Below are 26313 nucleotides of genomic sequence, written 5' to 3' on the forward strand. Positions count from 1 at the left end.
TCGCGGAGTGGACCTTCGAAAGAGAAAATTAATGTTCGGCCGCGCGCGCCGCCCTGCCCTGCAGCGCAAGCAGCGCCAGTCCGGTGAGCGCCAGCGGCCAGACCGGGAGAATCATCGCGTCCCAGCCGAAGCGGGCGAAGATCTGTCCCGAGGCGAAGGAGGACAGCGCCACCATGGTGAACAGGATGATGTCGTGATAGGCCTGCACCTTGTCGGCCTCGCTCGGCCGATAGCTCGACGCCACGATGGCCGTCGATCCGATGAAGCCGAAATTCCAGCCGAAGCCGAGCAACACCAGCGCGCCCCAGAAATTCCAGAGCTCGATGCCCGTATGGGCGATCGCGGCGCAGAGCATGAGGATGACGAGCCCGCAGGCGACGATCTTCTCCGCGCCGAAGCGCTTGATCAGCGCGCCGGTGACGAAGCTGGGGCCGAACATGGCCAGCACATGGAACTGGATGCCGAGCGTGGAGTCATCCGTCGAATAGCCGCAGCCGACCACCATCGCCAGCGGCGCGCCGGTCATCATGAAGGTCATCAGCGCGTAGGAAGAGACCCCGCAGAACATGCCGGTGAGGAAACGCGGCTTGAGCACGATCTGCGACAGCGGCCGCGCCGGCGTCGCATCCGGCGCGTTCTTGTCATGCACCGGCGGTAGTTTCAGGAAGACGAGAATGGCCGCCGCCAAAAGCCCCATGGGCGCGAAGGCGACGAAAGCGCCGGCGAACAGCACCGGTTCGAACAGTTCCTTGGTGGCGATGGCGATCTGCGGACCCAATATCGCCGAGACGATGCCGCCGGCGAGGATCCAGGAGATCGCCGAGCCCTTGTAGAACGAGGGCGAGGCGTCGGCTGCGGCGAAACGGAATTTCTGGGTGAAGCCGCCCGACACGCCGGTCAGCGCCAGCCCGGCCACCATCAGCCAGAAATTGTTCTGGAAGATCGCGCCGGCGGCGATCAATCCGCCGAAGGCGGTCAGCAGCGCGCCGATGATGAAGCTGAGCTTGCGGGCGAGATAGCGCGACAGGATCGCCACCACGATCGTGCCGATCGACACGCCGATGTTGAAGCCGGTGAGCGGAGCCGTGGCCAGCGCCTTGTCGTCGCCCAGCATCTGATAGGCGGCCAATCCGCCGATGGCGAAGGTGATCGGCGGGGCAGAGCCGAGAATGGCCTGCGCCGCGGCCAGCAGAAACACATTGCGCCGGGCAAGGCCCAGTTCTTTTTCCAGACCTTCCACCGGCGCCATGACTGACTTCCCTATCCGCTTACTTCTTGTCGATCCGCAGCTTGCGGGCGACGGCGTCGAGAACGGCGTTGACCAGCTTCGGCTCTTCTTCCTCGAAGAAGGCGTGGGCGATCTCGACATATTCATTGACGATCACAGGCGTCGGCACGTCCTTGCGCTCGATGATCTCGAAGACGCCGGCGCGCATGATGGCGCGCAGCGTGGCGTCGAGACGCGACAGCGGCCAACCCTCGACGAGCGAATCCGCGATGATCGGATCGAGCGCGCGCTGATCGCGCACCACGCCGGCCACGATCGAGCGGAACCAGGAGGGATCGGCCTTGAGATACTGCTCACCGTCGAGTTCCTGCCCGAGACGGAAGTTCTCGTATTCGGAGACGATTTCCAAGACGCCCGTGCCCGACAGCTCCATCTGATAGAGCGCCTGGACGGCGGCGAGGCGCGCGGCGCCGCGCTGGTTGGCCGGCTTGATGTCCTGTGATTGTTTATCGCTGGACATGGATCAGGCGCCGAACTTCTTCTTCAGGTCGATCATGGTGAGCGCCGCGCGAGCCGCAAAGCCGCCCTTGTCCATGTCGGAGCGACGGGCGCGGGCCCAGGCCTGGTCTTCGTTCTCGACGGTCAGGATGCCGTTGCCGATCGGCAGGCTCTCGCTGACGGTGAGATCCATGATGGCGCGGCAGGATTCGTTGGACACGATGTCGAAGTGATAGGTTTCGCCGCGAATGACCATGGCGAGGGCGACGAAGCCGTCATATTCCGTGCCGCCCGCATCGGCGCCGTCGAGCGCCATGGCGATGGCGGCGGGAATTTCCAGCGCGCCGGGAACGGTGACGACGTCATAGGTGGCGCCGGCTTCTTTCAACGCTTCGGTCGCGCCTTCGAGAAGGGCGTCGGCCATGTCGTCATAAAAACGGGCTTCAACGATCAGCAAATGCGGATTGGACATTGTTTCCTCGAAATGGGGGCTTTGGCCGTCGCGCGGCGGATTTTTCCGGGTCAAACCACGACAGCGCGCGAATGGCAAGCAAATTCAGGACCGCGCCGCCAAACAGGGTGAAAAATGGGGGGTCATTCCGCGCCGGGCTCGCCATCCCAATAGTCGATGTCGCCCTCGCTCTTGCGGATCTGGCGGAAGCGCTGTTTGCCGTCGGGCCCCTTGGCGCGGGCGAGAAACTTGCCGGAATCCGGATATTCGCAGATATCCAGATCGGCCATGCTGGAAATGGCGAGATAGCGCAGCGGCGTCTCGCCGGTGTTGAGGATCTGATGGGCGGTGTCCGGACCTCCCGCCGGCGCGGCGAGAATATCGCCCGCCTTGAAGGCAAAGCGCTCACCGCCGAACCGATAGACGCCTTCGCCTTCGAGGATCACGAACATCTCATCCTCGGCGTGATGATTGTGGAAGGGACAGCCGGATTTACCGGGCGGCACTTCCGAATAGCAGCAGCCGAGCGAAGTCAGCCCCATCAGCGGGCCGAGACGCGCATCCTGCGACCGGTATAGATCGCCTTTGGAAGAGGGCTGCATCTCCGCCTCGGCAGGACGGATCACGGGTTTGACATCGGCCATGATCGTTTTTCTCCATTGCGAACGGCCCAGCATACCCCCATCGCCCGGGATCTCAAAGCCGAGCACGAATATTCATTTTTAATGAAACAATAGCGGAGTCAGATCGTTGGACCCATGCAAACGGAAGATTTGCAAGGAAACACGAAAGGAATACAGACATGGCGAAATTCACCAATCTCGTCCTCGCGTCCGCCCTGGCAATCGTCGTTCCGGCGGGAGCCGTTATGGCCGATGACGCATCCAAGAATTCGGGCGCAGCCGGCAACATGAATTCCAATTCGTCGGTCAAGACCGGCCAGTCGCAGGGCTATAACGAAGACGGCGTGATCGATCCGACCACCAGCGGCTCGGTCACCAATTCTACAGGCGGTGGAATGATGCTCGGCGCCAGCGACCTGAACTCGTGGAGCGGCGACAATGTCTCCGTGGTCAAGCTCGACACGATCACCGATGAGAGCCGTCGCACCCAGCTCGAAGGCGCCAAGGGCGGAGCCGATTTCCAGTGGGCGATGACCTCCAATACCGCCATCAAGAGCAAGCTCGACGCCCAGAACATCAAGGCCGATGACGTGGTGGCCGCTGAACGCGGCGCCGATGGCCAGTTGATCGTTTATGTGCGTTAACGGCGCGACAATCTCCTGAAGCCTGAGTCACCATCGAGCCTCCGCACGTAATTGCGGGGGCTTTTTCGTTTTTGCCCAACATGACGGATAATTTAGGCGAGAGACCGAAGATGTAATGTTTCTCAAGGGCTTCCGGCGAAAATCCGCCGGATTTGAATGCTGTATTGTCCTGGTCGACGCGACGGTGGACCGGATGACAGATCCCCCGCCGCAAGGAATGGCAACCATCGAAAGGAGATGCGCCATGAACCGCCTTGCAACGTCAGCGCTCGTCGCCACGCTTACAGCCGCCCTCGCCGTCCCGGTCCTCGCCGCCGATCATCGAGGCGGAGACATCGACCGGAGCGCCAGCACCCATGACGGGCAGGATGACCAGCAGCCCGCCGGACCTCGCCTCAGCTTCACGGCCGCCGAAACCCGGCAAATCGGCCAGATCCTCAAGCATTGGAAAGGCGGACCGCTCACCGTAACGCCGGTCGCCTCGCTCGACGCGAGCGCCGAGGGCACGGTCATCGAGCGGAACCGGGTCGACGATCCCGCGCATGTGGCCTCGCTGCAGAAGAGCGTCGAGAGCAATCCCGTCCTTCTGAAGACGCTGAAATCCGACGGCGTCGATGTGGCCACCATTGTCGGGGCGGATCGCGCGGCGGATGGCGGCGTGACGATCTATGTCGACTGAAACTTCATAAGGGAAACTCACGCTCCCGCGTCGTCAGGCGCGGGAGGTTTGCATCAATCCTTGAACTCTGCCAGCCGCGCCGCGTAGCGGGCCATGGTGTCGACTTCAAGATTGAGCTTGTCGCCCGCCTTGCGCTCGCCCCAGGTGGTCACCTCCTGGGTGTGGCGGATGATCAGCACGTCGAAATCGGTCCCATCCACCTTGTTGACGGTGAGCGAGGTTCCATCGAGGCCCACCGAGCCCTTGGGCGCGATGAATTTGGCGTAATCGCGGGGCGCGCGGATGGTGTAGCGGGTGGCGTCGCCTTCTTGCGCGACGGCGATGATTTCGGCCATGGCGTCGACATGGCCCGAAACGATGTGGCCGCCGAGTTCGTCGCCAATCTTCAGCGCGCGTTCGAGATTGAGCCGCGTGCCCACGCCCCAGGCGCCGGCGGTGGTCAGCCTGAGCGCCTCTTCCCAGGCCTCGACCTCGTGCCAGGCCTCGTTGGAGCCGGCTTCCGGCAGGCGCGTGACGGTGAGGCAGACGCCGGCATGGGCGATCGAGGCGCCGATGGCTATGGTGGCGGGATCGTAATGGGTGGCGACGCGCAACCGCACGCCTTCATTCAGGGGAGTGACCTCGGTGATTTCGCCGATATCGGTGACGATGCCTGTGAACATGATGCCCCTCTCGCGCGCTCAGCGCAGATCTGAAATTTCGGCCTTGATATAGTCAGCCATCCAGTCCGCGCCAAGCGGCTCGCGCGTCCTCAGACGGAAGTTGGCGGGAACGGTCTGTTCGGTCAGCGGCGAAGGCACGCCGCCCTCGCCGACGATGACCGGCGACGTGAACAGCAGGATGCGATCGGCGAGCCCAGCCGCCAGGAAATCCGAGGCCACGCGCGCGCCGCCCTCGACGATCAGCGAAGATAGTCCGCGACGGCCGAGTTCATCCAGAAGCGCGCCGAGATCTCCGACGGGCAGCACGCTGACGCCGGCGGCTTCCAGCGCCGCGCGACGGGCTGCGAGATCGCGCGCATCGGCATTGACCGTGACCGCGATGACCGGCACGTCACGCGCCGTGGTCGCGAGTTTCGATGTCAGAGGCAGCTCCAGCCGCCGGTCGAGCACCAGGCGGATCGGCGAACGGTGTTCATAACCCTCAAGCCGGCAGGTGAGTTCGGGATCGTCGGCCATGGCCGTGCCGATCCCCACCAGGATCGCGTCGCTTTCGGCGCGCAGCAATTGGGAGCGGGCGCGAGCCTGTTTGCCGGTGATCGCCACCTGCCCCTCGCCGCGCCGGCCGATCATGCCGTCTGCGGAAACGGCAAGCTTCAGAATCACTTGCGGGCGTTTGTTGCGCTGGCGGTGGAGATAGGCTTCAAGCACCGCATGCGCTTCCTCCGCGCCAACGCCCGAAACCACCTCGACGCCGGCCGCTTCGAGCATGGCGAGGCCGCGTCCCGAGACCCGTTCGTCCGGATCGGTAATCGCCACCACCACCCGGGCAATCCCGGCCGCGATCAGCGCTTCGGCGCAAGGCGGGGTCTTGCCGTGATGCGAGCAGGGTTCGAGCGTCACATAGGCGGTGGCCCCGCGGGCTTTGTCGCCGGCAGCCTTCAACGCCTCGGTCTCGGCATGGGGCCGGCCTGACGCCGCCGTCACGCCCCGGCCGACGATCTCGCCGTCGCGAACGATGACGCAGCCGACGGAGGGGTTCGATCCCGTCAATCCGAGGTGACGGCGCGACAGCGTCGCCGCTTCGGCCATAAAGCGCGCGTCATCCGTGGCCGTCGACATGGATCAGCGGTCCTCGGCCGGGTCGCGGGCGATTTTGGCGGTGATCTGGGCGATCGCGGCGGAAAAATCCTCGATATGGGTGAAATCGCGATAGACCGAGGCGTAGCGCACGAAGGCCACGTCATCGAGGCTCTTCAGCGCTTCGAGCACCTGCAGGCCAAGATCTTCGGAGCTGATCTCGTTCTCACCCGAGCTTTCAAGGCGGCGGATGATGCCGGAGACGGCGCGCTCGATGCGGTCGCGATCGACAGGCCGCTTGCGCAGCGCAATGTCGAAGGAGCGCACCAGCTTCTCGCGCTCGAACGGCGCCTTGCGGCCGGATTTCTTGACCACCATCAATTCGCGCAGTTGCACGCGCTCGAAAGTCGTGAAACGGCCGCCGCAATCGGGGCAGATGCGCCGGCGGCGGATCGAGGAGCCGTCCTCGGCCGGACGCGAATCCTTCACCTGCGTGTCTTCGGAATTGCAGAACGGGCAGCGCATGTCGTCTCACTCATCATCTTGTGCGCCGGAGGCGACGCTGTCCCGAAATAGCGGTCCAGATGGCGTGCGACAAGGGGCAAGGCTTCCGAACTCCCAGAAGCTTTGATCAACACTGCGTTGAACGACGCCTCTCGGCGCGATCACGCCGTCCAGGCGTCGGTCGGCTCGCTGCGGCCCTTGAGCTGCAACCCCTCATGAATCTGCATCAGGGATCGATAGCGGTTGCGCGCCTCCTCATCCGTCACGGCGTCCATGGCGGCGGCGCTGACGATGATGCGGCAGGCGAGCGCTCGGGTCGCCGCTTCCAGCCGCGAGGCGACATTGACGGTGTCGCCCAGCATGGCGAACTCCATGCGCCTGCTGTTGCCGACATCGCCCAGAATGACTTGACCAAAATGGACGCCGACGGACAGACGGATCGGCTCCAGTCCTCTCCCCTGACGTCCATCATTGAGCATGGCGATCCTGTCCTGCATGGCGAAAGCGGCCGCGATGGCGTTGGCGGCGTCGGACGGGGAGGTTTGCGGGGTGCCGAAGCTCGCCATCAGCCCGTCGCCCATGAATTTATCGAGCGTGCCGCCATGCGAGAACACCACCTCTTCCAGCGCGGCGTGAAATTCTCTCAGCATGGCGATGACTTCGTCTGGACTGCGGCCTTCGGCATAGCGGGTGAAGCCGACGATATCGGCGAACAGCACCGCGACCTCCTGCGCGCGCACGCCGCCCATCGGTTGATCGCGATGCGCCAGTTCCTCCACCATGGACGGGGCGAAATAGCGCGAGAGATTGGCGCGCTCGGCGGCAAGGCTGGCCTGGCGGACCAACAGTTTGCTCATGCGCTGCGATTTAAGCGCCAGAATGAAGGCGACGAGGATGATGACCACCGCCTCCTGCACCCGATTATGAATTTCCACGCTGTTGGGGTCGAGCACGGCGAAGATGCGATCATAGCCTGAGAGCGCCGTTCCAACCTTATCGGTGAGATCAGGATAGCTGGTGCCGAACACCATTACGACAATCGCCGCCGTGAGCCACATCACCGCCGTGGCCGCGCCGATGCTGTGTACGGTGCGCCAGCTATAGGCGAGCGAACCGCCGGCGAGGAAAATGAAGAAATAGACGAAGCCGTCGAAACGGAACTGAAACGCCGTCGGCCAGGTTTCGGCCGCAAACGGATTGGGGACTGTCAGCGTCAGGGTCAGCAGCAGGAGATCGGCGACGATCAACGCCAGTTCCTGGCGCGACTGACCGACGCGGGCTACCCGCAACTGCGCGACGCCGATCACCACGAAGAGGATAAGCAACGCCTCGTAATACAGCACTTCCAGGCGCGGATTGACGAAGATCAGCAGAAGACCCACGACGGCCAAGGTCCAGGTGCGCGCCCATGTCGCGATCCGCTGGCCCTCCATCTTTTCGTCATGCAGCGCTTCGGCGAGGTGCCGGTTTTGCAGGGCCAACCGCTCCTCGGCGATCCGCGTCTTCCAGGGACGGCGGCTCCAGAGGGCGATCAGTGGCGCCAGAAGGCCGTCAGGTTGGCGCGACGAATTTTGATCGATCGAATCCAAGTCCACACTCGCCCCCGTTTCCTGCGACACTAGCATCAGGAGCGCCGGTCGTCATCCGAAGCCCTTGGCGCAAGACAGTTCATGAAAAAACCCTCCCCGTGGCCGGAGAGGGTTTCGAGGATCGGCGCTGGCCGAACGATCTTACATATAGGGATACATCGGGAAGCGGTTGGTGAGTTCAACCACCTTGCCGCGAACCGAAGCTTCGACGGAGGCGTTGCCTTCGTCGGAATTGGCGACCTTCAGACCGTCGAGGACTTCGACGATCAGGTTGCCGATTTCCTTGAACTCGGCTTCCTTGAAGCCGCGGGTGGTGCCGGCCGGGGTGCCCAAACGGACGCCCGAGGTGACGAAGGGCTTTTCCGGGTCGAAGGGAATGCCGTTCTTGTTGCAGGTGATGTAGGCGCGGCCCAGAGCGGCTTCCGCGCGCTTGCCGGTGGCGTTCTTCTTGCGCAGGTCGACCAGCATCAGATGGTTGTCGGTGCCGCCGGAGACGATGTCGAGATTGTGCGAAATCAGCGTGTCGGCCAGAGTCTTGGCGTTCTTCACCACCTGAGCGGCGTAGTCCTTGAATTCCGGCTTCAGCGCTTCGCCGAAGGCCACGGCCTTGGCGGCGATGACATGCATCAGCGGGCCGCCCTGCAGGCCCGGGAATACGGCCGAATTGAACTTCTTGGCCAGATCCTCGTCATTGGTGAGGATCATGCCGCCGCGCGGGCCGCGCAGAGACTTGTGGGTCGTCGAGGTCGCGACATGGCAATGCGGGAACGGCGACGGATGCTGGCCGCCCGCGACGAGGCCGGCGATGTGGGCCATGTCGACCATCAGATAGGCGCCGACCGAATCGGCGATTTCGCGGAAGCGCTTCCAGTCCCAGATGCGGGAATAGGCGGTGCCGCCGGCGATGATCAGCTTGGGCTTGTGCTGCTCGGCCTTCCTGGCGACGTCGTCCATGTCGAGCTGGTGGTCTTCTTCGCGCACGCCGTAAGACACCACGTTGAACCACTTGCCGGACATGTTGACCGGCGAACCATGGGTCAAGTGGCCGCCCGAATTCAGGTCGAGGCCCATGAAAGTGTCGCCGGGCTGCAGCAGCGCGAGGAACACGGCCTGGTTCATCTGCGAACCGGAATTCGGCTGAACGTTGGCGAAGTTGACGCCGAACAGCTTCTTGGCGCGCTCGATGGCGAGTTCTTCGGCGATGTCGACGAACTGGCAGCCGCCGTAATAGCGCTTGCCCGGATAGCCCTCAGCGTATTTGTTGGTCATGATCGAGCCCTGCGCCTCGAGAACGGCGCGGGAGACGATGTTTTCAGAAGCGATCAGTTCGATCTCATGGCGTTGACGGCCGAGTTCCTTCTCGATCGCACCGAAGATATCCGGATCGGAATCAGCAAGACTACGGGTGAAAAAGGCGTCGTTCGCGCTCATGTCTGTCTCGTCTTTCTTGGGCTCGGGATGACCTTATACCGTCGTTCCGCCGGACCGGTTCATCGCCGGCGAGCCGCGGGTTTCGGGCTGAGAGGGTCTTAGCGATTGCGGCGCGCCGGGGCAAGACGGATTGCGGCGGCGAATGCCATGCTTGCGCCGCCAAGGTCATCACGCGCCGGATTTGCGCTTGCGGCGTCCGCCTTGACAGCAGGAACGTTTCCGCAAATGGTGCGCGCACTTTCAGCCAGGGGATTTCCCGTGACGATAGACGCGCCTTCGAAGACCCGCCGCCTCGAGATCTTCTATTTCGACGCCGGCGGCGGCCATCGCAATGCGATGACCGCGCTGAGCAGGCTGATCGAAAAGACCCATCCCGAATGGACCGTGGTTCCCGTCGACCTGCAGAAGCTGTTGGAACCCATCGACCCCGTCCACCGTCTGACCCAGAAGATCACCGGTTCGCTCCAGAAGATCCTGCTGCCGGTCGCGCCCCGCCTGCCGATCGCGCCGATCCAGGCGCAGGACATCTACAACAATGCGCTGAAGCGCGGCGCCACGCGCGGGCTCGGCGCCATCCTGCCGATCCTGCAGGGCTTTATCCGCCGCTTCTCCGCCGAGATCGAGCGTCTGCTCGTCGAGCGCTGGCGGGCGGAGCCGCGGCCGGATCTGGTGATCTCCGTCATCCCCAATTTCAACCGCGTCATGCACCGGGCGCTGCAGACGGCCGATCCCTCCATTCCCTATCTGACCGTCATCACCGACATGGTGGATGTTCCGCCGCATTTCTGGATGGAGGATCAGGCGCAATACATCGTCTGCGGCACGCCGAAAGCCACTGATCAGGCCCGCGCCACCGGCTTCTACCGCGAGACGGATATATTCGAAGTTTCCGGCATGATCCTCAAGGAGCAGTTCTACCTGCCGCCGGCCCCGCATGCGTTGACGCTGAGCGATCTCGGGCTCGCCGAGAATCGCCCGACCGCAATGATCATGTTCGGCGGCAACGGCGCGCGTCGGGCGACGATGACCATTCTCGACCAGCTCGAGAAATCCCCGCTCGGCATCCAGTCGATCGTGATGTGCGGCAAGAACGCCGCGCTCAAGAAGGCGCTAAAGGGTCGGCCGAACTGCTGCGCCGTCGGTTTCGTGCAGACGGTGCCGGACTATCTCCGGTTAGCGGATTTCCTGATCGGCAAGCCCGGCCCCGGTAGCGTCAGCGAAGCCGTCCATCTCGGCCGTCCCGTCATCGTCGAGGGCAGCGCCTCGACCATGCCGCAAGAGCGGCCCAATCTCGACTGGATCCGCGACAACGGCGTGGGGCTGGTGGTCAGGAGCTTCCGCAAGGAGATCGCCGGCGCCGCCGAGCGGATGCTCGCCGACCTCCCGCGCTTTCAGGCGAACATCGCCCAAAATCTGCCGGAGAACCGCGCCGTCTTCGAAGTCGTGGAGATCATCGGCAAGATCCTCGATGAGACGGCGCACCAAAAGCGCGCAGTCTGAGACACGGAACCCGGACGGGCCTGAAACGTTGAGTCGGGTCAAATCGGATTTCGGGATCAGCATGACGGATCTTCAAGCGACGCTGCGCTTTCACCTCCGGCGGAAAACCGCAGATCTTCACCACAGGCTCGACACGCATATCGGAGCGTTCCGAACGAGGGTCGATTACGGGCGCTACCTCCAATCCGCCGAACTCTTTCGCCGCCTGGCGGAGCCTGAACTCACGGCTGCGTCCGATGAGGGATGGTTCGGCGACTGGCGACCAGGGCTTGTTCACGACGCCTTGGCGGCCGACCTTGGGGATTGCGGGCTGGAGCCGGCTCCGGGCGTTGAGCAAATCCTCGCCCTCGCCGACCCGGCGGCGGCCTGGGGCGCGCTCTATGTGGCGGAAGGCGCTTCGCTCGGGGCGAACATCCTGCTTCAGAGCGCCGAGGCGATCGGTTTTTCGGCCACGCGCGGGGCGCGCCATCTCGCGGCGCAATCCCGGCGCTCGACACCCTGGCCGCGTTTCACGGCCCTCCTCGACAGCCGGACCGATCTCGATCCGGAACGGATGGTGGACGGGGCGCGGATGATGTTCGAGACCGCCCTCGCCTGTTTTGATCCCGCCACCGGATCTTCGAACCCCTCGACGAAACTCGCCGCCTTCGCCTGACGCCAGACGAGAAAAAAACCGCCTTCGCAGGGAAGAGCGGGTTTTTCGTCTCGTTGCCTGTCACGCGTCGGACGGCTCAGTTGGCGACGACGGGTTCCTGGTTGAGGCCCGTCTGCAGCGCCAGTTCCTGCGCGCCGTCCATCTGGTAGATGTCGTCGCGGAACTGGACGATGCGGTCGCGCGCCGACCAGGCGGTCACGTATTTGAAGTAGATCGGCACTTCGTTCTCAAGCTTGATCGGGGTATTCTGGCCGCTCTTGATCGTCGCCTCGATCTGCTGACGCGACCAGCCGGGCACATCGCGCAGAAGCCAGGTCGTCAGGTCGCGGACGTTCTGAACGCGGACGCAGCCCGAGGATTCGAAGCGGGACAGCTTGTTGAACAGGCCCTGCTGGGGCGTGTCGTGCATATACTCGCCGTTCGGATTGTGGAACTCGATCTTGGTCGAGGCCATGGCGTTGATCTTGCCCGGGTCCTGACGGAACATCAGGTTCGGGGCCTTGTCGGCGAACCAGTCGATGGTTGCCGGATCGACTTCGGCGCCCTGGCCATCGAACAGACGAATCTTGTTCTTGGTCAGATAGGTCGGATCCTTGCGCATCAGCGGCACGATGTCCTTTTCGACGATCGAGCGCGGCGCGGTCCAGTAGGGATTGAGCGTGACCTGATAGATCTTGGAGTCGATGATATGGGTCGGGCGCGTGATGCGGCCGACGATGGCCGTATGACGCTGGGCGACGCGATTGTTCTCGACGGCCTCGATATAGGCGGCGGGAATATTGACCATCACATAGCGCTGACCGAGATCGGTCTTGATCTCCTGAATGCGCTGAAAATTGGTGCGCAGCTGCATCAGGCGGATATCGGCCGACACGTTCAGCGCCTTGATGGTGTATTGGCCGAGCACGCCGTCGAGCGGCAGGCCGTGGCGGGCCTGGAAGCGCTTCACGCCTTCCTCCACCAGCGAATCATAGGCCGAGGAAATGCCGGCGCTGCGCGGCAGGTCGCCGGAAATGATCAGGCGCTTGCGGAGATCGGCCACCGACGGATCGTTGACGCCCAGCCTCAGCTTCTGGCCGGGATTGACCTGCGGCCAGCCGCCATTGGCGACGATGGTTTCGTAGTCGAACACCGCCTGCTGGATATTGGCGGCGGCTTCCGGCCCGAAGATCGGGTTGTTGGACATCACGGCGGCGGCGGTCCGCGACGAGTTCGCGTCGAACTGGTCGTCCCAGTTGCCGCGGCGCGGCGCATTGATGATCTCGTCGATCGCGACATCGGCCATGGCGGGACCCGCAACGGCCGCGGCTCCGGCAGCGGCGGCCGCGCCGAGGAACTTGCGTCGAGAGAGAGAGGCCAGATCGAATTTATCAGACATTATTTCGCCTTCCGATGTCTCGTTTTCATTGCGCGCGGGGGCGCGCATCGTAAAATCTGAACAAATGAGGATGTGCGGACCTTCTGCCTCGGCGAGGAGGACACAACAACCTCAATCGGAAGCTTTCGACGCAAACGCCCCATTCGTGCCATTCTGTGTGGCCGGGATGTCACGATATTGTGGCCGATTTGTGCCTCGGACAAATCAAGAAAACGTTAGCAGGCGGAAAGATAATGCAAAAACGCCGGAGACCGGGCGGCAGGGAATGCGCCCGGTTCCAGCCTGGAGATCTGAGACGATGCCGTTAAAGGCGATACATGATCGAGTCGTTCCAGAAACGGTCGAGACGCTGCAGCAGCTTGTTCATCTGGCTGAATTCGTCCTGACCGATGCCGCCCACCTTGTGGATCGAGCCGACATGGCGGTGGTAGAGCTTGGCCACGGTCTCGGCGATTTCCTGGCCCTTCGGCGTCAGCGAAATGCGGACCGAGCGGCGGTCGACGCGCGAGCGCGAGTGGTTGATGAAGCCGAGTTCGACCAGCTTCTTGACGTTGTAGGACACGTTCGAGCCCATATAGTAGCCGCGCGAGCGGAGTTCGCCGGCGGTCAGTTCGGACGTGCCGATGTTGAACAGCAGCAGGGCCTGAACGGCGTTGATGTCGTCGCGGCCGGAACGGTCGAATTCGTCCTTGATGACGTCCAGCAGGCGGCGATGCAGACGCTCGACGAGATGGACGCTTTCGAGATAAAGATTGTGGATGACCTGGTCCTGGGGTTCCGCGACCGGGGCCTGAGCCTTGAGCTTGGTGTTCATTTTTCTGCCTCGCTGTTTGCCGGCGGTTCTTGTTTTTGTGATCCCGCCTTATGCAGCCAACTTAGCCGCCACCGATAAAATTCTACTTAAATCACATGCTTAACGGCCGGTTAGATTTACGAATGGCTGTTTCAAGGTGAACAGGGGCTTACCGAGGCGCGATTAGCGCGTTTCTCTCGCCGCCGGTTTGGCCAGCAGGCCCCACAGGCGAAGAAGCAGGTAAATCAAGGCGATCAGCGACACCATCGCCACTTTGAGCGGGTCGATGTCGAAGGTTCCCGGCATCGCCTGGTGAAGGCCGATCTCCATGATCGCCGCCACGCCCCAGATGACCGGTCCCCAGGCGCCGCGCAGCCAGAGGCCGACGGCGGCCACGGGATAGAGCACCGCCAGCGTGCCGCGCGCCGCCTTCATATCCGCGTCGAGCAGGTCGAAGCGCCCTGCTCCGCCGTGTTGGTAGCCGATGAGATCCGCCCAGACGAGCAGCGCGAACCACAGGGTTCCCAAAGCCACGAGCCTGAGAAAGACGGTCATCACGAGATCCGGCAGAGGCGGCCGGGGCGCGGTTATGGGCAGATCGGTCATGTCCCACAATTAGACGAAGCCGCAGGGAAAGGCCAGTCGCCCGAACAGGCGGGCGCTGCGGACGATCCGCCGCAGACCGGACGGGCGTCCTCGCTTTGCGCCCGACCGGTCTTCATGCTAACCCGCCTGCCAATGGAGATTTGAGAGGCGCCGCCATGACCGACAAGACCCACCTCGTCGACCACATCACCGGACACCGGCGCATGCGCCGCAACCGCAAGGCGGACTGGTCGCGTCGGCTGACGCAGGAAAACCGCCTGACGGTGGACGATCTGATCTGGCCGATCTTCCTGGTCGAAGGCTCAAACATCATCGAGCCGATCGCGGCCATGCCCGGCGTCAACAGGCTGAGCGTCGACAAGGCGGTGGAGGCGGCGAAAATGGCCGCCGATCTCGGCATTCCCGCGCTCGCCACCTTCCCCAATATCGATCTCGACCTGCGCGACGACCATGGCTCGGAAGCGCTCAACGCCAACAATCTCATCAATCGCGCCACCGCAGCCATCAAGACCCAGGTCGGCAATATCGGCGTGATCACCGATGTGGCGCTCGACCCCTTCACCAGCCACGGCCATGACGGCATTTTGCGCGACGGCGAGATCGTCAATGACGAGACGGTCGACCAGATCGTCAGAGCCGCCGTTGCCCAAGCCGACGCCGGCTCCGACATCATCGCGCCCTCGGACATGATGGACGGACGCATCGGCGCGATCCGCAAGGGGCTGGACGCCGCCGGTCACCAGAATGTCGGCATCATGTCCTATGCGACGAAATTCGCCTCGGGCCATTACGGCCCCTATCGCGAAGCGATTTCCACCGCCGGCCTGCTGAAGGGCGACAAGAAGACCTATTACATCGACCCGGCAAACGGCGCGGAAGCGCTGCGCGACGCCGCCCTCGACGTCGAGGAAGGCGCAGACATGCTGATGGTCAAGCCCGGCCTGCCCTATCTCGACATCTGCTGGCGGATCAAGCAGGCGTTCGGCCTGCCGGTCTACGCCTATCAGGTCTCAGGCGAATACACGATGGTCAAGGCTGCTGCCGCAAACGGCTGGATCGACGGCGAGCGGGTGATGATGGAACAGCTTCTCTGTTTCAAGCGCGCCGGCTGCGACGGCATTCTCACCTATTTCGCGATCGAGGCCGCGCGGATCCTGTCGAAATCCTGATCCGAGCGGCAGACGACCGGCAGATTGAGACGGGCGCGCGTGCCGCCCTCGGGATTGTCGAAAAGCGTCAGCGTGCCGCCATGGCGGCGGGCGATGGTGGCGGTGAGGTGAAGCCCCAGCCCCATGCCTTGCGTATTGGCGCTGTTTGACGCGCGGAAATACTTCTCGGTCAGGAGGTGCCGTTCGGTTACGGGCACCCCGATGCCCCAATCGGTGATCTCCAGAACGAGCGACTGGCCGGAGATTTCCACGTCGATGTCCACCGGCGATCCCGGCGGCGAGAACTTCAATGCGTTTTCGACCAGGTTGTTCAGCGCCACGCCGAGCAGATCGATGTCGACCGCGACGTCCAGCAGCGCCTCCGCGTCCCTGCGTTCAAGCCGGATCGGGCGTTCCGGAAAGGTGTCGCGCAGCATCGAGAACAGGGTTTCCGCCGCCTTGGAGTAATCGAGCCGCTGTAGCCGCGCTCGCGCCGACGCCCCGTCGATCCGGCTTCGGTGTAGGCTGACGTCGATCAGTTCCACGAGGCGGCTTATCGCCCGCCTGATGCGGTCGATGCGTTCGCGATTGGCGTCGTCGTTCACAGAAAGCCCGCGCGCGATCGAGGCGACGCTGTTGGACACCACCGCAAGCGGCGTGCGGTATTGATGCGAGATCACATCGAGAAAGCGAACCTGCTCGGCTTGCGCGTCGCGCTCGGCCTTGAGCGACGTCTCGGCCGCTTCCTTGGCGAGGCGCAGTTCCGCCGTGCGCCGCTCCACGAGGTCGATGGCGCTTCGCTCCGCGGCGCGCGCCACATCAAGCGCCCGCATCTGGGCGACTGCGCGTTCGCTCTCCGCCTGCCGGGTGCGTCGGGCGAGCGACAACTGCATATAGAGAATGAAGAATAGGACCGCGATTTCGAAGGCGTAATCGGACCAGTGCGTATAGGTGGTGAATGCGGTCAACCGCAATGTCACCACCACCATGCCGATGAGCAGCGCGCCGAAAGCCGAGGTGGCGATGCCGGCGCCCGGCTCTCTCTTGAACGCCAGCCAGGCGTTGCCGAAAAAGCCCGCCGCAAAGACGATGACGGCCGAGAACATCACCAATGGCGCAATCAACTGATAGAAATCAATCAACGTCATGAAGAGAGTGAAGACCGATAGCAGCGTGGAAAACAGCAAGGCTTTGGAAAGCCAGGGAAAGTGTTTCGCTGCGCGTGTCTGGCCGCGAATGAACAGGCTCGCCATGCACAGGCAGACGCTGCTCGATGCGCCGCCGACGGCGTCGACGACCATGCCGCCGCCAATCGTCCAATCCTCGAACAGAAGCCCCTTGTAGCAGAATTCGTTGACGGCGAGCGCGAGCAGCGCCACCGCATATTGCAGGAACAGCGTCTCTTTCAGACCGCGCCAGATCAGGAGATTGGCGACGCCGGAAAAGACCAGCAACGCTTCGAAACCGGCAAAGCGGGCCGCGTCGAAAGCCGCCTGCTGGATCATCGATTCCGCCGTGCGCAGCCAGCCGGTCAAGGCGAGCGAACTGGTGGTGCGAACACGGATCAAGATTTCGCTCGCCCCTCGCGGCGCCGTCAGCGGCACGATGTTGGTGGTGGCGACCACCGGCCGCAGGCGCTGCGGATGGTGATCTCCAAGGAGAACAGACGTGAAGTCGTGTTCGTCCTCTTTCCAACCGAGCCCCGGCGTGAAGACTTCCACGTCGTTGAGCACCATCGGCTTCAATTCGAGGAAGAGTTTGCGCGGCGCGAGATCGCGATTGTCGAGAAGGATGCGGACCCAGATCGTGTCGTTGCGATATCCCAGAGCCAGCCCGCCGCCGGCCGACCTGAAACCCGCGGCGATGTCGGGCCTGTCCAGGTCCGCGGGCGTCAGCTTATGCGAAGGATCGATCAGATATTCCATATCCTTGTCGATCGAGCGCTGGGTGAACTGCTTATCGATCACCACCGGTTCGGCGGCAAAGGCGACGGAAACCCAAATCATCAACAGCGCCGCCACGCTTCCGGCAAGGCATTCGATAAATCTCATTGATTATTACGCCCCCAGAATTTATCTGTAAATTTTAGGGTTAACATCTCTATTGTCCGGATATTGTTATGTCAAAAGTCATCATCGTGGAAGACGACATCGAGTTGCGCGACAGCTTGATCGATTATCTCAGCGAATGCGGGCATGACGTACAGGGCGCGGGCAGCGCGATCGAATTCTACCAGACCCTCGCGCGCGAGGATTTCGACGTGGTGATTCTGGACGTCAATCTGCCGCATTACGATGGGTTGTCGGTCGCCGCCCATCTTTCCGAAAGCAACGACGCCGCCATCATCGTCATGACCGTGCAGGGCGCGATCGAAGACCGCGTGCGCGGTTACAAGGCCGGAGCCGATCTCTATATGGTCAAGCCGGTCGACTGCGAGGAGCTCGCCGCCGCCGTCTTGGCGCTCGCCAAGAAGCGCCGGAGATCGGACCGGACGCCGGAACCGAGCAGTCTGTCATGGCGGCTCAATCTCTCCGAATTCCAGCTGACGGCGCCGTCCGGCCGCTGCGTCGACCTGACCCGCAACGAGGTCCGCGTCATGGAGTTGATCGCAGCCCAGGCGGGCGCGATCGTCTCGCGCATCGAATTGATGCAGTTCATCGGCAAGGGCGTGGTCGATCCCGACAGCCGCGCTTTGGACGCCGCGATCAGCCGGTTGCGCTCAAAAGTTCAAAGCGAATGCGGGATGACGCTGCCGCTGCAGACGGTTCAGAACGCCGGCTTCGTCTTCGCCGGCGATATCCGCAGCGCCTGATCAGGCGCAGCCGTCAGCCTTCGTGAACCTGAAGCCGTCGCTGGCGAATGATCGACGCAGTGGAGTGCGCGGCCAGCGCGATGAGAATGATCGCCCCGCCGACCAGCGTGGCTGTCGTCGGCGTTTCCAGGAAAATCAGCCAGACCCAGACGGGCGCGAGCACCGTCTCGAGTAGATAGAACATCCCCGATTCCGCCGCCGACAGATATCGCGGCCCGGTGGCCAGCGCCCAGAAAGCGAAGGGGGTGAGAATAAGGCCGTTGAAGATGATCCAGCCGGGATGCTCGATGGTGAAGCCGACCTTCATCGACACCGCGGCGCCGACGATGGCGGGGATGATCGCGGCGGCCAGCGGCGTGAAGCCGAAATCGAGGCGGCTTGCGCGGCTCACAGTCAGCGCGCCGGCGATCGACAGCGCCGACAATCCCGCCATGAGATCGCCGAACAGATGACCGCTTTCGAGCCCGTCGCCGACGATGATCAGGACGCCGATCGTCATCGCCGCCATGGCCGCCCAGGTCGCGGCGTCGGGCCGTTCGCGCAGGAAGATCCAGGACAGGAGCGCCCCGAACATCGGGTTGAAGGCGAGAATGAAGGCGACATTGGCGGTCGAGGTGTTGAACACCGACAGCAGGAAGAAAATCGTCGACAGGCCATAGAGCACCGCCACGAGCACGCCGCGCCAATCGTGGAAAAGCACCGGCGCCACGCCGCGTTTGGCCTTGATCACCCACCAGACCAGAGCCGCCACCACCACGGTGAGAATGCTGCGCACGAACAACAGCGCCCAGACGCCGCCTTCCGCCAGACGGAGAATGGGTATGTCGAAGGACAAGGCCAGCCCGCCGAGAAACGTGATGATCACGCCCTTGGCGTGCGGTGTCAGCGATTGAAAGCGCATGGAATCCTATCGGAGCTCGTCGGACGCGGGAGGCTCGTACAGCGTCCAGCCCTGGTTCAAGAGATGCTCCTGCGGCAGGAAGCGCGTCTTATAGGCCATCTTGCGCGATCCCTGCACCCAATAGCCGAGATAGACATGCGGCAGGCCCTTGGCCTGCGTCCGGCGGATATGGTCGAGGATCATGAAGGTGCCGAGCGAGCGCGCTTCGAGCGACGGATCATAGAAGGAATAGACCATCGATACGCCATCGGCCATGATGTCGGTCAGGGCCGCGGCGACCAACTGACCCGATGGCGGCGAACGCCAGCCGTCGCCCTCGTTTCTCAAACGATATTCGATGATCTTCGTGTTGACATGCGTGTCCTCCACCATCATCGCATAATCGAGCACCGACATTTCCGACATGCCGCCCTGGGTGTGGCGGCTGTCGAGATATCTGCGAAACAGCGAGAATTGCTCGGTCGAGGGTTCGGCGGGATATTCACGGCCCACCAGATCCTCGTTGGCGGCGAGAACGCGACGCATCGAGCGCGTAGGCTGGAACTCGTCGGCAAGGATCCGCACCGAAACGCAGGCCCTGCAGCTTTCGCAGGCCGGGCGATAAGCGATGTTCTGGGACCGGCGAAAACCGCCCTGTGTCAGGATGTCGTTCATCTCTGGCGCGCGCTGGCCGACCAGATGCGTGAACACCTTACGCTCCACCTGTCCCGGCAGATAGGGGCATGAGGCGGGCGCCGTCATGAAAAACTGCGGGGATGGGTGCGCCTGCGTGTTCATGCTGTGTGAAGATTCTCACCCTTTGCTCCGGCAATGAAGATAGATCAGTTCGCCGGCTTGTAAAAGCGCAATCGTCGCGGGATGTTCCCGCGATCAAAAACGCGGCGCGTCCAGACGGCTTGCCCGCATCAGAACCGTGCCGAGAGCGATGTCGTGCAGAAGCCGCTTGCGGTTGGTGAACAGGCCGACCAGCAGGATGAACGGCGTCAGGAACGAGTTCAGCACCCAGAACAGGATGACGTGCAGCAGCCCGGTCATGAAATCGGTTCGAAATCCGCTGTCGCTGACGAGCGTCAGGTCCATGACGCGCATGCCCGGCGTCGCCTGGGAGCGCGAGGAGAGAGACAAGGCGAAGTAGAGGCCGGCGACGACGAAAAACAGCACCGGGAACAGATAAAAGGCCAGCCCCAGCGTCAACACGCCGAGAATGAACACCAGCACCGCCGCCGGAAGCAGCAACAGGCAGACCAGCGCGTAATCGATCACGAAGGCCAGCATGCGCCGGCTCAGCACGCCGTCCAGGGCGGCGGCGGCGGCATAGTCTCGGTCGATGGCGTTGGTCATGGCGTAATCCTTTTCAGCTTTGCTGCTGATATGGGCGCCGTCTGATCCCTGCGCAATAGAGAGTTTTCAGGCGGCTGATCGGCGTGAAATGCAAAAGGCGCCCCGGTGGAGCGCCTTTGGACCCGTGTCGCTCGGAGGATCAGAACTCCTCCCAGTTGCCCCCTGCCGGCTGGGCGGCCGCCGCCTGACTGGAGGCGGCGCGGCGAACCGGGGCTGCCGGGCGCGAATTCGTGCGGACGGCCGGCGCGGCGGGCTGCACTTCCCGCCGCATGGTTTCGGCCATCTGCCGGAGCGGCGCTCCCGTTTGTCCGCCGAGGTTGAAGCGAGACAACAGCTTGCGGAGTTCAGAGCTCTCCGTGGCGAGACCGACGCCGGCGGCGTTCATTTCCTCCACCATCGCCGCATTCTGCTGGGTCGCCTGGTCCATGTGGTTGACGGCGGTGTTGACTTCGGAGAGGCCCGTCGACTGTTCCTGCGCGGCGGTGGCGATGGCGTCCATATGCTGGTTGATGTCGCGCACCAGCTGCTCGATCTCGCCGAGGCCCGCGCCCGTCTCGTGGACCAGCTTGACGCCCTCGTTGACGGCCGCAGCCGAGTTGGAAATCAGCTGTTTGATCTCCTTGGCGGCCTTCGCGGAGCGCTGCGCGAGCTCGCGGACTTCCTGGGCGACGACTGCGAAACCCTTGCCGGCTTCCCCGGCGCGCGCGGCCTCGACGCCGGCATTGAGCGCCAGGAGGTTCGTCTGGAAGGCTATTTCGTCGATGACGCTGATGATCTGGTTGATCTGCTGCGACGACTGCTCGATACGCTGCATGGCGCTGACGGCGTCGCCGACCACCTTGCCGGAATAATCCGCCTTGTCGCGCGCGCTCTGGGCGACGCCGCGGGCGTCCGAGGTGCGCTTGGTCGTGGCGACGACGTTGGCGGTGATCTCCTCGAGCGCGGCGGCGGTCTCCTCCAGCGAGGCGGCCTGGTTTTCCGTGCGCTTGGCGAGGTTGGTGGAAGCGTTGGAGATCTCGGCTGAACCGCTGTCGACCTGTACGGCGAGATTGTCGACCGACGCCAGCGCGTCGCGGAGCTGGCGCACGGAGATGTTGAAGTTCTCGCGCAGGGATTCGAATTGCGGGGCAAAGCTTTCCTTGAGCTCGCAGGTCATGTCGCCCTCGGCCAGTCTCTGCAAGCCCTCCGCGAGCGAGCGGGTCGTCTCGTTGAGGCGGCGGTCGGCGTCTTCCTCGGCCTGGCGCTGAGCCTCGGCGCGATCGCGCTCGCCGGCGGCGCGAACATTTTCCGCATCGGCCTGCAGACGGAGCTTCTCGATTTCGGCGGTGCGGAAATAGGCGACCGCTTTGGCGATATCGCCGATTTCATCGCGCCTCGCTTCATAGGGGACGGAGGAACTCGTGTCACCTTCCGCCAAACCCTTCATCCGCCCCACGATCTGGTGCAGCGGACGGCGGATATTGGAGATGCAGAGCAAGGATGCGACGATGCTGATGACGGCGAATCCACCTGCAATCAATAGATAGGTCAGAGTGGTGTTCCAAAGCTGGCGAAGCTTTTCGTGAGCCGAGCTTTCCAACAATAAACCGGTTTCAGCGAGTACGCCATTCATCATTGAGGTGCGCGCGCCGACCGCTTGGCTCCAACGATCCACCGCAGCGGAATCGGTTACCTTGCCCTGCTCCCGCGCGTAAATGTGTTGCACCACCGACTGTATGAAAGCACTTTCCTCAGAAGCGAGGAATGCCTTGATGGGGGCAACCACATGTTCGGGCGCGTTTTCAAGCGCGGGAGCCATAAAGTCGCGGTAGAGGCTGCGGCTATGCAGAACAAAGTCGAAAGCGGGTTCGGGTATGGTCGTTTTTTCTAGATACATCTTGCCAATCGCCACCTCGATCATCATCGCGTCGTTGACCATCATCATCGCGTAAAGACCGGAGATAAGGCGTGACAACTCCGCATCGTCCATCAGCACGCCGGAGCGCCGGGTCATATCGATCGCAGCTGCGGATATTGGTTGCAGCAGCATGCCCTTTTTGTTGACAGCGCTAAAGTTGCCCGTTCGAAGGGCCTCGTCGGTAGAAGTTCGCAAATCCGCCAGGACGTTCCAATTGCTCTTTATATATTCGATATTTTTCAGAACCGTGGGGTCATCGATACCTTGCTGCTGCGCCGCTTCGACCTGCTTGAGAAGATTCGCAAAAGCACCATCTGTCAATTTGCGCATTTCCGGCAGCGCATTGGGTGGGCTGAGTCCTTCTCGTGGCAGAGACAATGCAATGTCCGCACCGGCACTGGCGAGCTTCTGATAGATAATGGAACGATTCATTCTTTGGTAGTTGGCATAGGAACCCAATACCTGCTCACCCGCCAACACTGTCAAGCCAAGCAAAGGAATGGTGATCGAAATATACAAGAGCGCACGAATGGAAATTCGGCCTAGAAAACTGCCCATAATACCCTCCAAAGACGGCCTCAGAGCCGTTAACTCGGGCATGTTCTTTCCAAATAGTTAGCATTCGGTTTCGCATGCACTACTGGAAATAGCAGATCAGAGCGGATTATCCCGAAAATTTTCCGGATCTCGGGAAGCCCTTTGGAACGGTCCTGCCCGCCGTGGCGCGATCAGCCAGCCATTCCGCCAATTCGTCCTTCTTGCGCACGAAGTTGCGGCCGGCGCTGTCGTCCCAGGTCAGGCCGTCTTCGATCGCAAAGACGCGAATGTCGGAAACTCCGCCATCCTTGTAGCGCTGCAGACGGACGCCCTTGCCGCGGGTCATTTCCGGCATCTGGCTCAACGGGAAGACCAGCATCTTGCGGTTTTCGCCGACGATGGCGACATGGTCGCCCTTGGCATGAACGACGAGCTTGGCCTCGTCGGGCATCGCGACGTTGAGGATTTGCTTGCCCTTGCGTGTGTTGGCCACGAATTCGGATTCGTTGACCAGGAAGCCGTAGCCCTGCACCGACGACACGATCAGCTTGCGCGACGAGTCCAGCACGAAAGCAGTGAGCACATCCTGATCGTTTTCCATGTCGATCATGATGCGCAACGGCTCGCCATGACCGCGCCCGCCAGGCAATTTATCCGCGCCGAGCGTGAAGGCCTTGCCGCCGGTGGTGAAGACGATGATCTTGTCCGTCGTCTGCGCATGGAAAGCGATTTTGAGACTGTCGCCTTCCTTGAACTGCAGCGTCGAGAAATCGCCGAGATGGCCCTTCAGCGCGCGGATCCAGCCCTTTTCGGAGACGACGACGGTGACCGGCTCCTTCTCGATCAACGCCTGTTCGATGGCTTCGAGGTCGGTGGAGGGCGCGTCGGCGAAATCGGTGCGGCGGCGGCCGAGCGGCGTCGCCTTGGCAAATTTCTTCTTCACCTCGCCGATATCCCAGGCGACCGTCTGCCATTGCTTCTCTTCGGAGGCGAGCAGCGCCTCGATGCCGGCCTTCTCCGCCGTCAGCCCGTCGAACTCCTTGCGGATCTCGAATTCCTCGAGCTTGCGCAGCGAACGGAGCCGCATGTTGAGGATCGATTCCGCCTGAAGATCGGTCAGGCTGAAGGTCGTCATCAACACGGCCTTCGGCTCATCCTCCTCACGGATGATGCGGATGACTTCGTCGAGATTGAGATAGGCGACCAGATAGCCGCCAAGGACTTCCAACCGACGATCGATTTCGGCGAGCCGATGCTGCGAGCGCCGCACCAGCACTTCACGACGATGCGCGAGCCACTCGCTGATGACCTCTTTGAGCGACATGACCCTGGGCACCTTGCCCATGGACAGCACGTTCATGTTCAGCGACACCCGGCTTTCGAGCTCGGTCAGGCGGAACATCGATTCCATCAAGAGCGAGGCGTCGACGGTGCGGCTCTTGGGAACCAGCACGATGCGGACATCCTCGGCGGATTCGTCGCGAACATCTTCGAGCAGCGGCAGTTTGCGCGCGATCAGCAGTTCGGCGATCTTCTCGATCAACCGCGACTTCTGCACCTGATAGGGGATTTCGGTGACGACGATCTGGTAGCCGCCGCGGCCGAGATCTTCCTGGCTCCACTTGGCGCGGACGCGGAAACCGCCCCTGCCCGTCTCATAGGCGTCGAGAATGCTGGCCCGGCTTTCGATGATCGTGCCGCCGGTCGGTAGGTCGGGACCCGGCATCAACTCGACGAGATCCGCTACCGAGGCGTCGGGGTTCTTGATCAGATGCAGCGCGGCGTCGCAGATTTCGTGGACATTGTGCGGCGGAATGTTCGTCGCCATGCCCACGGCGATGCCGGAGGAACCGTTGGCGAGCAGGTTCGGGAAAGCGCCGGGAAGAACGATCGGCTCTTCGTCTTCCTCGTTATAGGTCGGGCGGAAGTCGACCGCGTTCTCGTCGATGCCTTCGAGCAGCAGCGCGGCGACATCGGTCATCCGGGCTTCGGTGTAACGCATCGCGGCGGGGTTATCGCCGTCGATATTGCCGAAATTGCCCTGGCCGTCGACGATCGGATAGCGAATGGCGAAATCCTGCGACAGGCGCACCAGCGCGTCATAGATCGCCTGGTCGCCATGCGGGTGGAATTTACCCATGACGTCGCCGACGATGCGGGCGCATTTCTTGTAGGCGGTGTTGGGCCGCACGCCCATTTCGCTCATAGCGTGGATGATGCGGCGATGCACGGGCTTCAACCCGTCGCGGACATCCGGCAAAGCGCGGTGCATGATGGTCGACAGCGCATAGGCGAGATAGCGCTCTTCCAGCGCTGTCCGCAGATCGATCGGCTGAATGTCGTCCCCGCCGCCAGGCGGCAAATCGCTTTTACCCATGGCTTCTGTCTAGACCGGAAAATCCCCGAGGAGCAAGAAGCGCAGGCGATTGGGCTGTGGACAGCCCCGTTTCCGGCGCATTCAGAAGAGACACCTAATATACGCAGGCAAAAGAACGCATATGGCTATAGTTGCAAAACCCGCGATCTAGGGCTAGTTCTTTAGCCTGTCGAAGATCACGGTTTTCGATGGTGACCGATGAACGCCGGGGCCAACGACGGAGTTTTCCGGGCGGACGCATGACGAAGATCGGCATCGGATCGATCATTCACGGAGCAGTTATGCGTCGCATTCTTTCAACGGCCCTCGCCGCGGCCGCTTTCCTGGCCTCGGGCCTCGCCGCCCATGCCGAAGATTATAAAGTTCCCGCCAACAAGACGTCTGGCCTGACCTTCATCTATGTCTATTCTGACCTGACATGCGCCTTCGGCAGCAAGCCCACGTTCAAAGTGCTGACCGAACCGAAGCACGGCAAGATCTTCTCAAAATGGATGAAGCTCAACCTGACCGACGTTCCCAAGAACTGCCAGGGCAAACCCGTCTATGGAACCGCGATTTTCTACACGCCGAACAAGGGCTATCGCGGCGAAGACCATGCGCGCGTTGGCATCGGAAAGACCGAAATTCCGATGACGCAGGTCTATAACAGCCGCGCGATGTCGATCAACATCACCGTCGAGTAATCGCCCGACGCTTGGCAGCCGCTCTTCGATGTGAGGGCGGCTGTTCGTGCACGTCCTGCCCGGGATCCTTCATCCCATTTTGCGGCGATGGTGTGAAAGCATTTCATGCAGCACACACTGCTATTGCCCGCGCAACGCCAAAGAATTGCAGACCTGACGCGAAGCGTCATTTTCTTCTCTAGGCCATGTGGACGGATTTTATCAAGATGAACGCGGTTGCGATGGAAACGAGCGAGGAGAAGTTGCGTTTCGTTTTCTCGCAGCGTAGCGCTACTCGTTTGAAGCGTTTAAGCTTTCCG

At 62.4% G+C, this 26313-nt stretch carries 25 protein-coding genes; 7 read left to right on the forward strand and 18 right to left on the reverse strand.

Annotation, left to right across the window (positions count from 1 at the left end; genetic code table 11):
* Positions 1–28: 28 nt before the first annotated feature.
* From E8Q41_RS24715 to E8Q41_RS24730, 4 genes are all read right to left on the reverse strand, one after another.
* A complete protein-coding gene (locus E8Q41_RS24715; protein ID WP_137158230.1) occupies positions 29–1249 on the reverse strand; it encodes an MFS transporter in 1221 nt (406 codons plus the stop codon).
* Between the two features lie 19 nt (positions 1250–1268).
* Positions 1269–1748, reverse strand: coding sequence for a transcription antitermination factor NusB (gene nusB / locus E8Q41_RS24720; protein WP_137158231.1), 480 nt, complete (start codon positions 1746–1748; stop codon positions 1269–1271).
* Positions 1749–1751: 3 nt separating this feature from the next.
* On the reverse strand, positions 1752–2198 hold the full coding sequence (gene ribH, locus E8Q41_RS24725; protein WP_137158232.1) for a 6,7-dimethyl-8-ribityllumazine synthase: 447 nt from the start codon (positions 2196–2198) through the stop codon (positions 1752–1754).
* Between the two features lie 122 nt (positions 2199–2320).
* Positions 2321–2821 carry a cupin domain-containing protein gene (locus E8Q41_RS24730; protein WP_137158233.1) on the reverse strand — a complete coding sequence of 167 codons (501 nt, stop codon included), beginning with the start codon at positions 2819–2821 and terminating at the stop codon, positions 2321–2323.
* A 158-nt stretch (positions 2822–2979) separates the two neighbouring features.
* Here E8Q41_RS24730 and E8Q41_RS24735 point away from each other — a divergent pair, with 158 nt between their 5' ends.
* A complete protein-coding gene (locus E8Q41_RS24735; RefSeq protein WP_137158234.1) occupies positions 2980–3444 on the forward strand; it encodes a hypothetical protein in 465 nt (154 codons plus the stop codon).
* Positions 3445–3688: 244 nt separating this feature from the next.
* Entirely contained in the window at positions 3689–4123 is a 435-nt protein-coding gene (locus E8Q41_RS24740) for a hypothetical protein (RefSeq protein ID WP_137158235.1), read from the forward strand.
* Between the two features lie 53 nt (positions 4124–4176).
* On the opposite strand, the gene E8Q41_RS24745 is transcribed toward E8Q41_RS24740, so the two are convergent.
* The 5 genes from E8Q41_RS24745 to glyA all read right to left on the reverse strand — a co-directional run bounded on the left by E8Q41_RS24745 (position 4177) and on the right by glyA (position 9386).
* Complete coding sequence (locus E8Q41_RS24745) at positions 4177–4785, reverse strand: riboflavin synthase (RefSeq protein ID WP_137158236.1); 609 nt, start codon at positions 4783–4785, stop codon at positions 4177–4179.
* 18 nt (positions 4786–4803) lie between these two features.
* Positions 4804–5904 carry a bifunctional diaminohydroxyphosphoribosylaminopyrimidine deaminase/5-amino-6-(5-phosphoribosylamino)uracil reductase RibD gene (gene ribD, locus E8Q41_RS24750; RefSeq protein ID WP_137158237.1) on the reverse strand — a complete coding sequence of 367 codons (1101 nt, stop codon included), beginning with the start codon at positions 5902–5904 and terminating at the stop codon, positions 4804–4806.
* A gap of 3 nt (positions 5905–5907) precedes the next feature.
* Positions 5908–6387, reverse strand: a complete 480-nt coding sequence (gene nrdR / locus E8Q41_RS24755) for a transcriptional regulator NrdR (RefSeq protein WP_137158238.1) — start codon at positions 6385–6387, stop codon at positions 5908–5910.
* 140 nt (positions 6388–6527) lie between these two features.
* A complete protein-coding gene (locus tag E8Q41_RS24760; protein WP_246660311.1) occupies positions 6528–7955 on the reverse strand; it encodes an adenylate/guanylate cyclase domain-containing protein in 1428 nt (475 codons plus the stop codon).
* A 141-nt stretch (positions 7956–8096) separates the two neighbouring features.
* On the reverse strand, positions 8097–9386 hold the full coding sequence (gene glyA / locus E8Q41_RS24765) for a serine hydroxymethyltransferase (RefSeq protein ID WP_137158240.1): 1290 nt from the start codon (positions 9384–9386) through the stop codon (positions 8097–8099).
* 258 nt (positions 9387–9644) lie between these two features.
* Between glyA and E8Q41_RS24770 the strand changes: the two genes are divergently transcribed.
* Complete coding sequence (locus E8Q41_RS24770) at positions 9645–10886, forward strand: glycosyltransferase (RefSeq protein ID WP_170976608.1); 1242 nt, start codon at positions 9645–9647, stop codon at positions 10884–10886.
* A gap of 61 nt (positions 10887–10947) precedes the next feature.
* Positions 10948–11541: a biliverdin-producing heme oxygenase gene (locus E8Q41_RS24775; RefSeq protein ID WP_137158242.1), complete on the forward strand. Its 594-nt coding sequence runs from the start codon at positions 10948–10950 to the stop codon at positions 11539–11541.
* Between the two features lie 76 nt (positions 11542–11617).
* On the opposite strand, the gene E8Q41_RS24780 is transcribed toward E8Q41_RS24775, so the two are convergent.
* From E8Q41_RS24780 to E8Q41_RS24790, 3 genes are all read right to left on the reverse strand, one after another.
* Complete coding sequence (locus E8Q41_RS24780) at positions 11618–12919, reverse strand: L,D-transpeptidase family protein (RefSeq protein ID WP_137158243.1); 1302 nt, start codon at positions 12917–12919, stop codon at positions 11618–11620.
* A 304-nt stretch (positions 12920–13223) separates the two neighbouring features.
* Positions 13224–13733 (reverse strand): MarR family winged helix-turn-helix transcriptional regulator, encoded by a 510-nt coding sequence (locus tag E8Q41_RS24785; RefSeq protein WP_137158244.1) that lies wholly within the window; start codon positions 13731–13733, stop codon positions 13224–13226.
* Positions 13734–13895: 162 nt separating this feature from the next.
* Positions 13896–14318 carry a DUF6163 family protein gene (locus E8Q41_RS24790; RefSeq protein ID WP_137158245.1) on the reverse strand — a complete coding sequence of 141 codons (423 nt, stop codon included), beginning with the start codon at positions 14316–14318 and terminating at the stop codon, positions 13896–13898.
* A 155-nt stretch (positions 14319–14473) separates the two neighbouring features.
* Between E8Q41_RS24790 and hemB the strand changes: the two genes are divergently transcribed.
* The gene (hemB, locus tag E8Q41_RS24795) at positions 14474–15487 is read left to right on the forward strand and encodes a porphobilinogen synthase (protein ID WP_137158246.1); all 1014 of its coding nucleotides are present in this window, start codon (positions 14474–14476) and stop codon (positions 15485–15487) included.
* Here hemB and E8Q41_RS24800 read toward each other — a convergent pair.
* Positions 15445–17517: a sensor histidine kinase gene (locus E8Q41_RS24800; protein WP_137158247.1), complete on the reverse strand. Its 2073-nt coding sequence runs from the start codon at positions 17515–17517 to the stop codon at positions 15445–15447. The two genes, hemB and E8Q41_RS24800, sit on opposite strands and share 43 nt — an antisense overlap.
* Positions 17518–17585: 68 nt before the next feature.
* Here E8Q41_RS24800 and E8Q41_RS24805 point away from each other — a divergent pair, with 68 nt between their 5' ends.
* On the forward strand, positions 17586–18278 hold the full coding sequence (locus E8Q41_RS24805) for a response regulator transcription factor (RefSeq protein ID WP_137158248.1): 693 nt from the start codon (positions 17586–17588) through the stop codon (positions 18276–18278).
* Positions 18279–18291: 13 nt separating this feature from the next.
* Here the strand turns inward: E8Q41_RS24805 and E8Q41_RS24810 are convergent, their stop codons facing one another.
* From E8Q41_RS24810 to parC, 5 genes are all read right to left on the reverse strand, one after another.
* Positions 18292–19179 carry a DMT family transporter gene (locus E8Q41_RS24810; RefSeq protein ID WP_137158249.1) on the reverse strand — a complete coding sequence of 296 codons (888 nt, stop codon included), beginning with the start codon at positions 19177–19179 and terminating at the stop codon, positions 18292–18294.
* 6 nt (positions 19180–19185) lie between these two features.
* Entirely contained in the window at positions 19186–19956 is a 771-nt protein-coding gene (locus E8Q41_RS24815) for an arginyltransferase (protein WP_137158250.1), read from the reverse strand.
* A 93-nt stretch (positions 19957–20049) separates the two neighbouring features.
* Positions 20050–20520, reverse strand: a complete 471-nt coding sequence (locus E8Q41_RS24820; protein WP_137158251.1) for an RDD family protein — start codon at positions 20518–20520, stop codon at positions 20050–20052.
* A 139-nt stretch (positions 20521–20659) separates the two neighbouring features.
* Positions 20660–22975 carry a HAMP domain-containing methyl-accepting chemotaxis protein gene (locus E8Q41_RS24825; protein ID WP_137158252.1) on the reverse strand — a complete coding sequence of 772 codons (2316 nt, stop codon included), beginning with the start codon at positions 22973–22975 and terminating at the stop codon, positions 20660–20662.
* A 106-nt stretch (positions 22976–23081) separates the two neighbouring features.
* Positions 23082–25331 (reverse strand): DNA topoisomerase IV subunit A, encoded by a 2250-nt coding sequence (parC, locus tag E8Q41_RS24830; RefSeq protein ID WP_137158253.1) that lies wholly within the window; start codon positions 25329–25331, stop codon positions 23082–23084.
* A gap of 239 nt (positions 25332–25570) precedes the next feature.
* Between parC and E8Q41_RS24835 the strand changes: the two genes are divergently transcribed.
* Positions 25571–26014, forward strand: a complete 444-nt coding sequence (locus E8Q41_RS24835; protein WP_137158254.1) for a hypothetical protein — start codon at positions 25571–25573, stop codon at positions 26012–26014.
* Positions 26015–26313: the final 299 nt, after the last annotated feature.

It is taken from the genome of Rhizobium sp. FKL33, from assembly GCF_005222915.1.
Classification (GTDB): domain Bacteria; phylum Pseudomonadota; class Alphaproteobacteria; order Rhizobiales; family Rhizobiaceae; genus Rhizobium_E.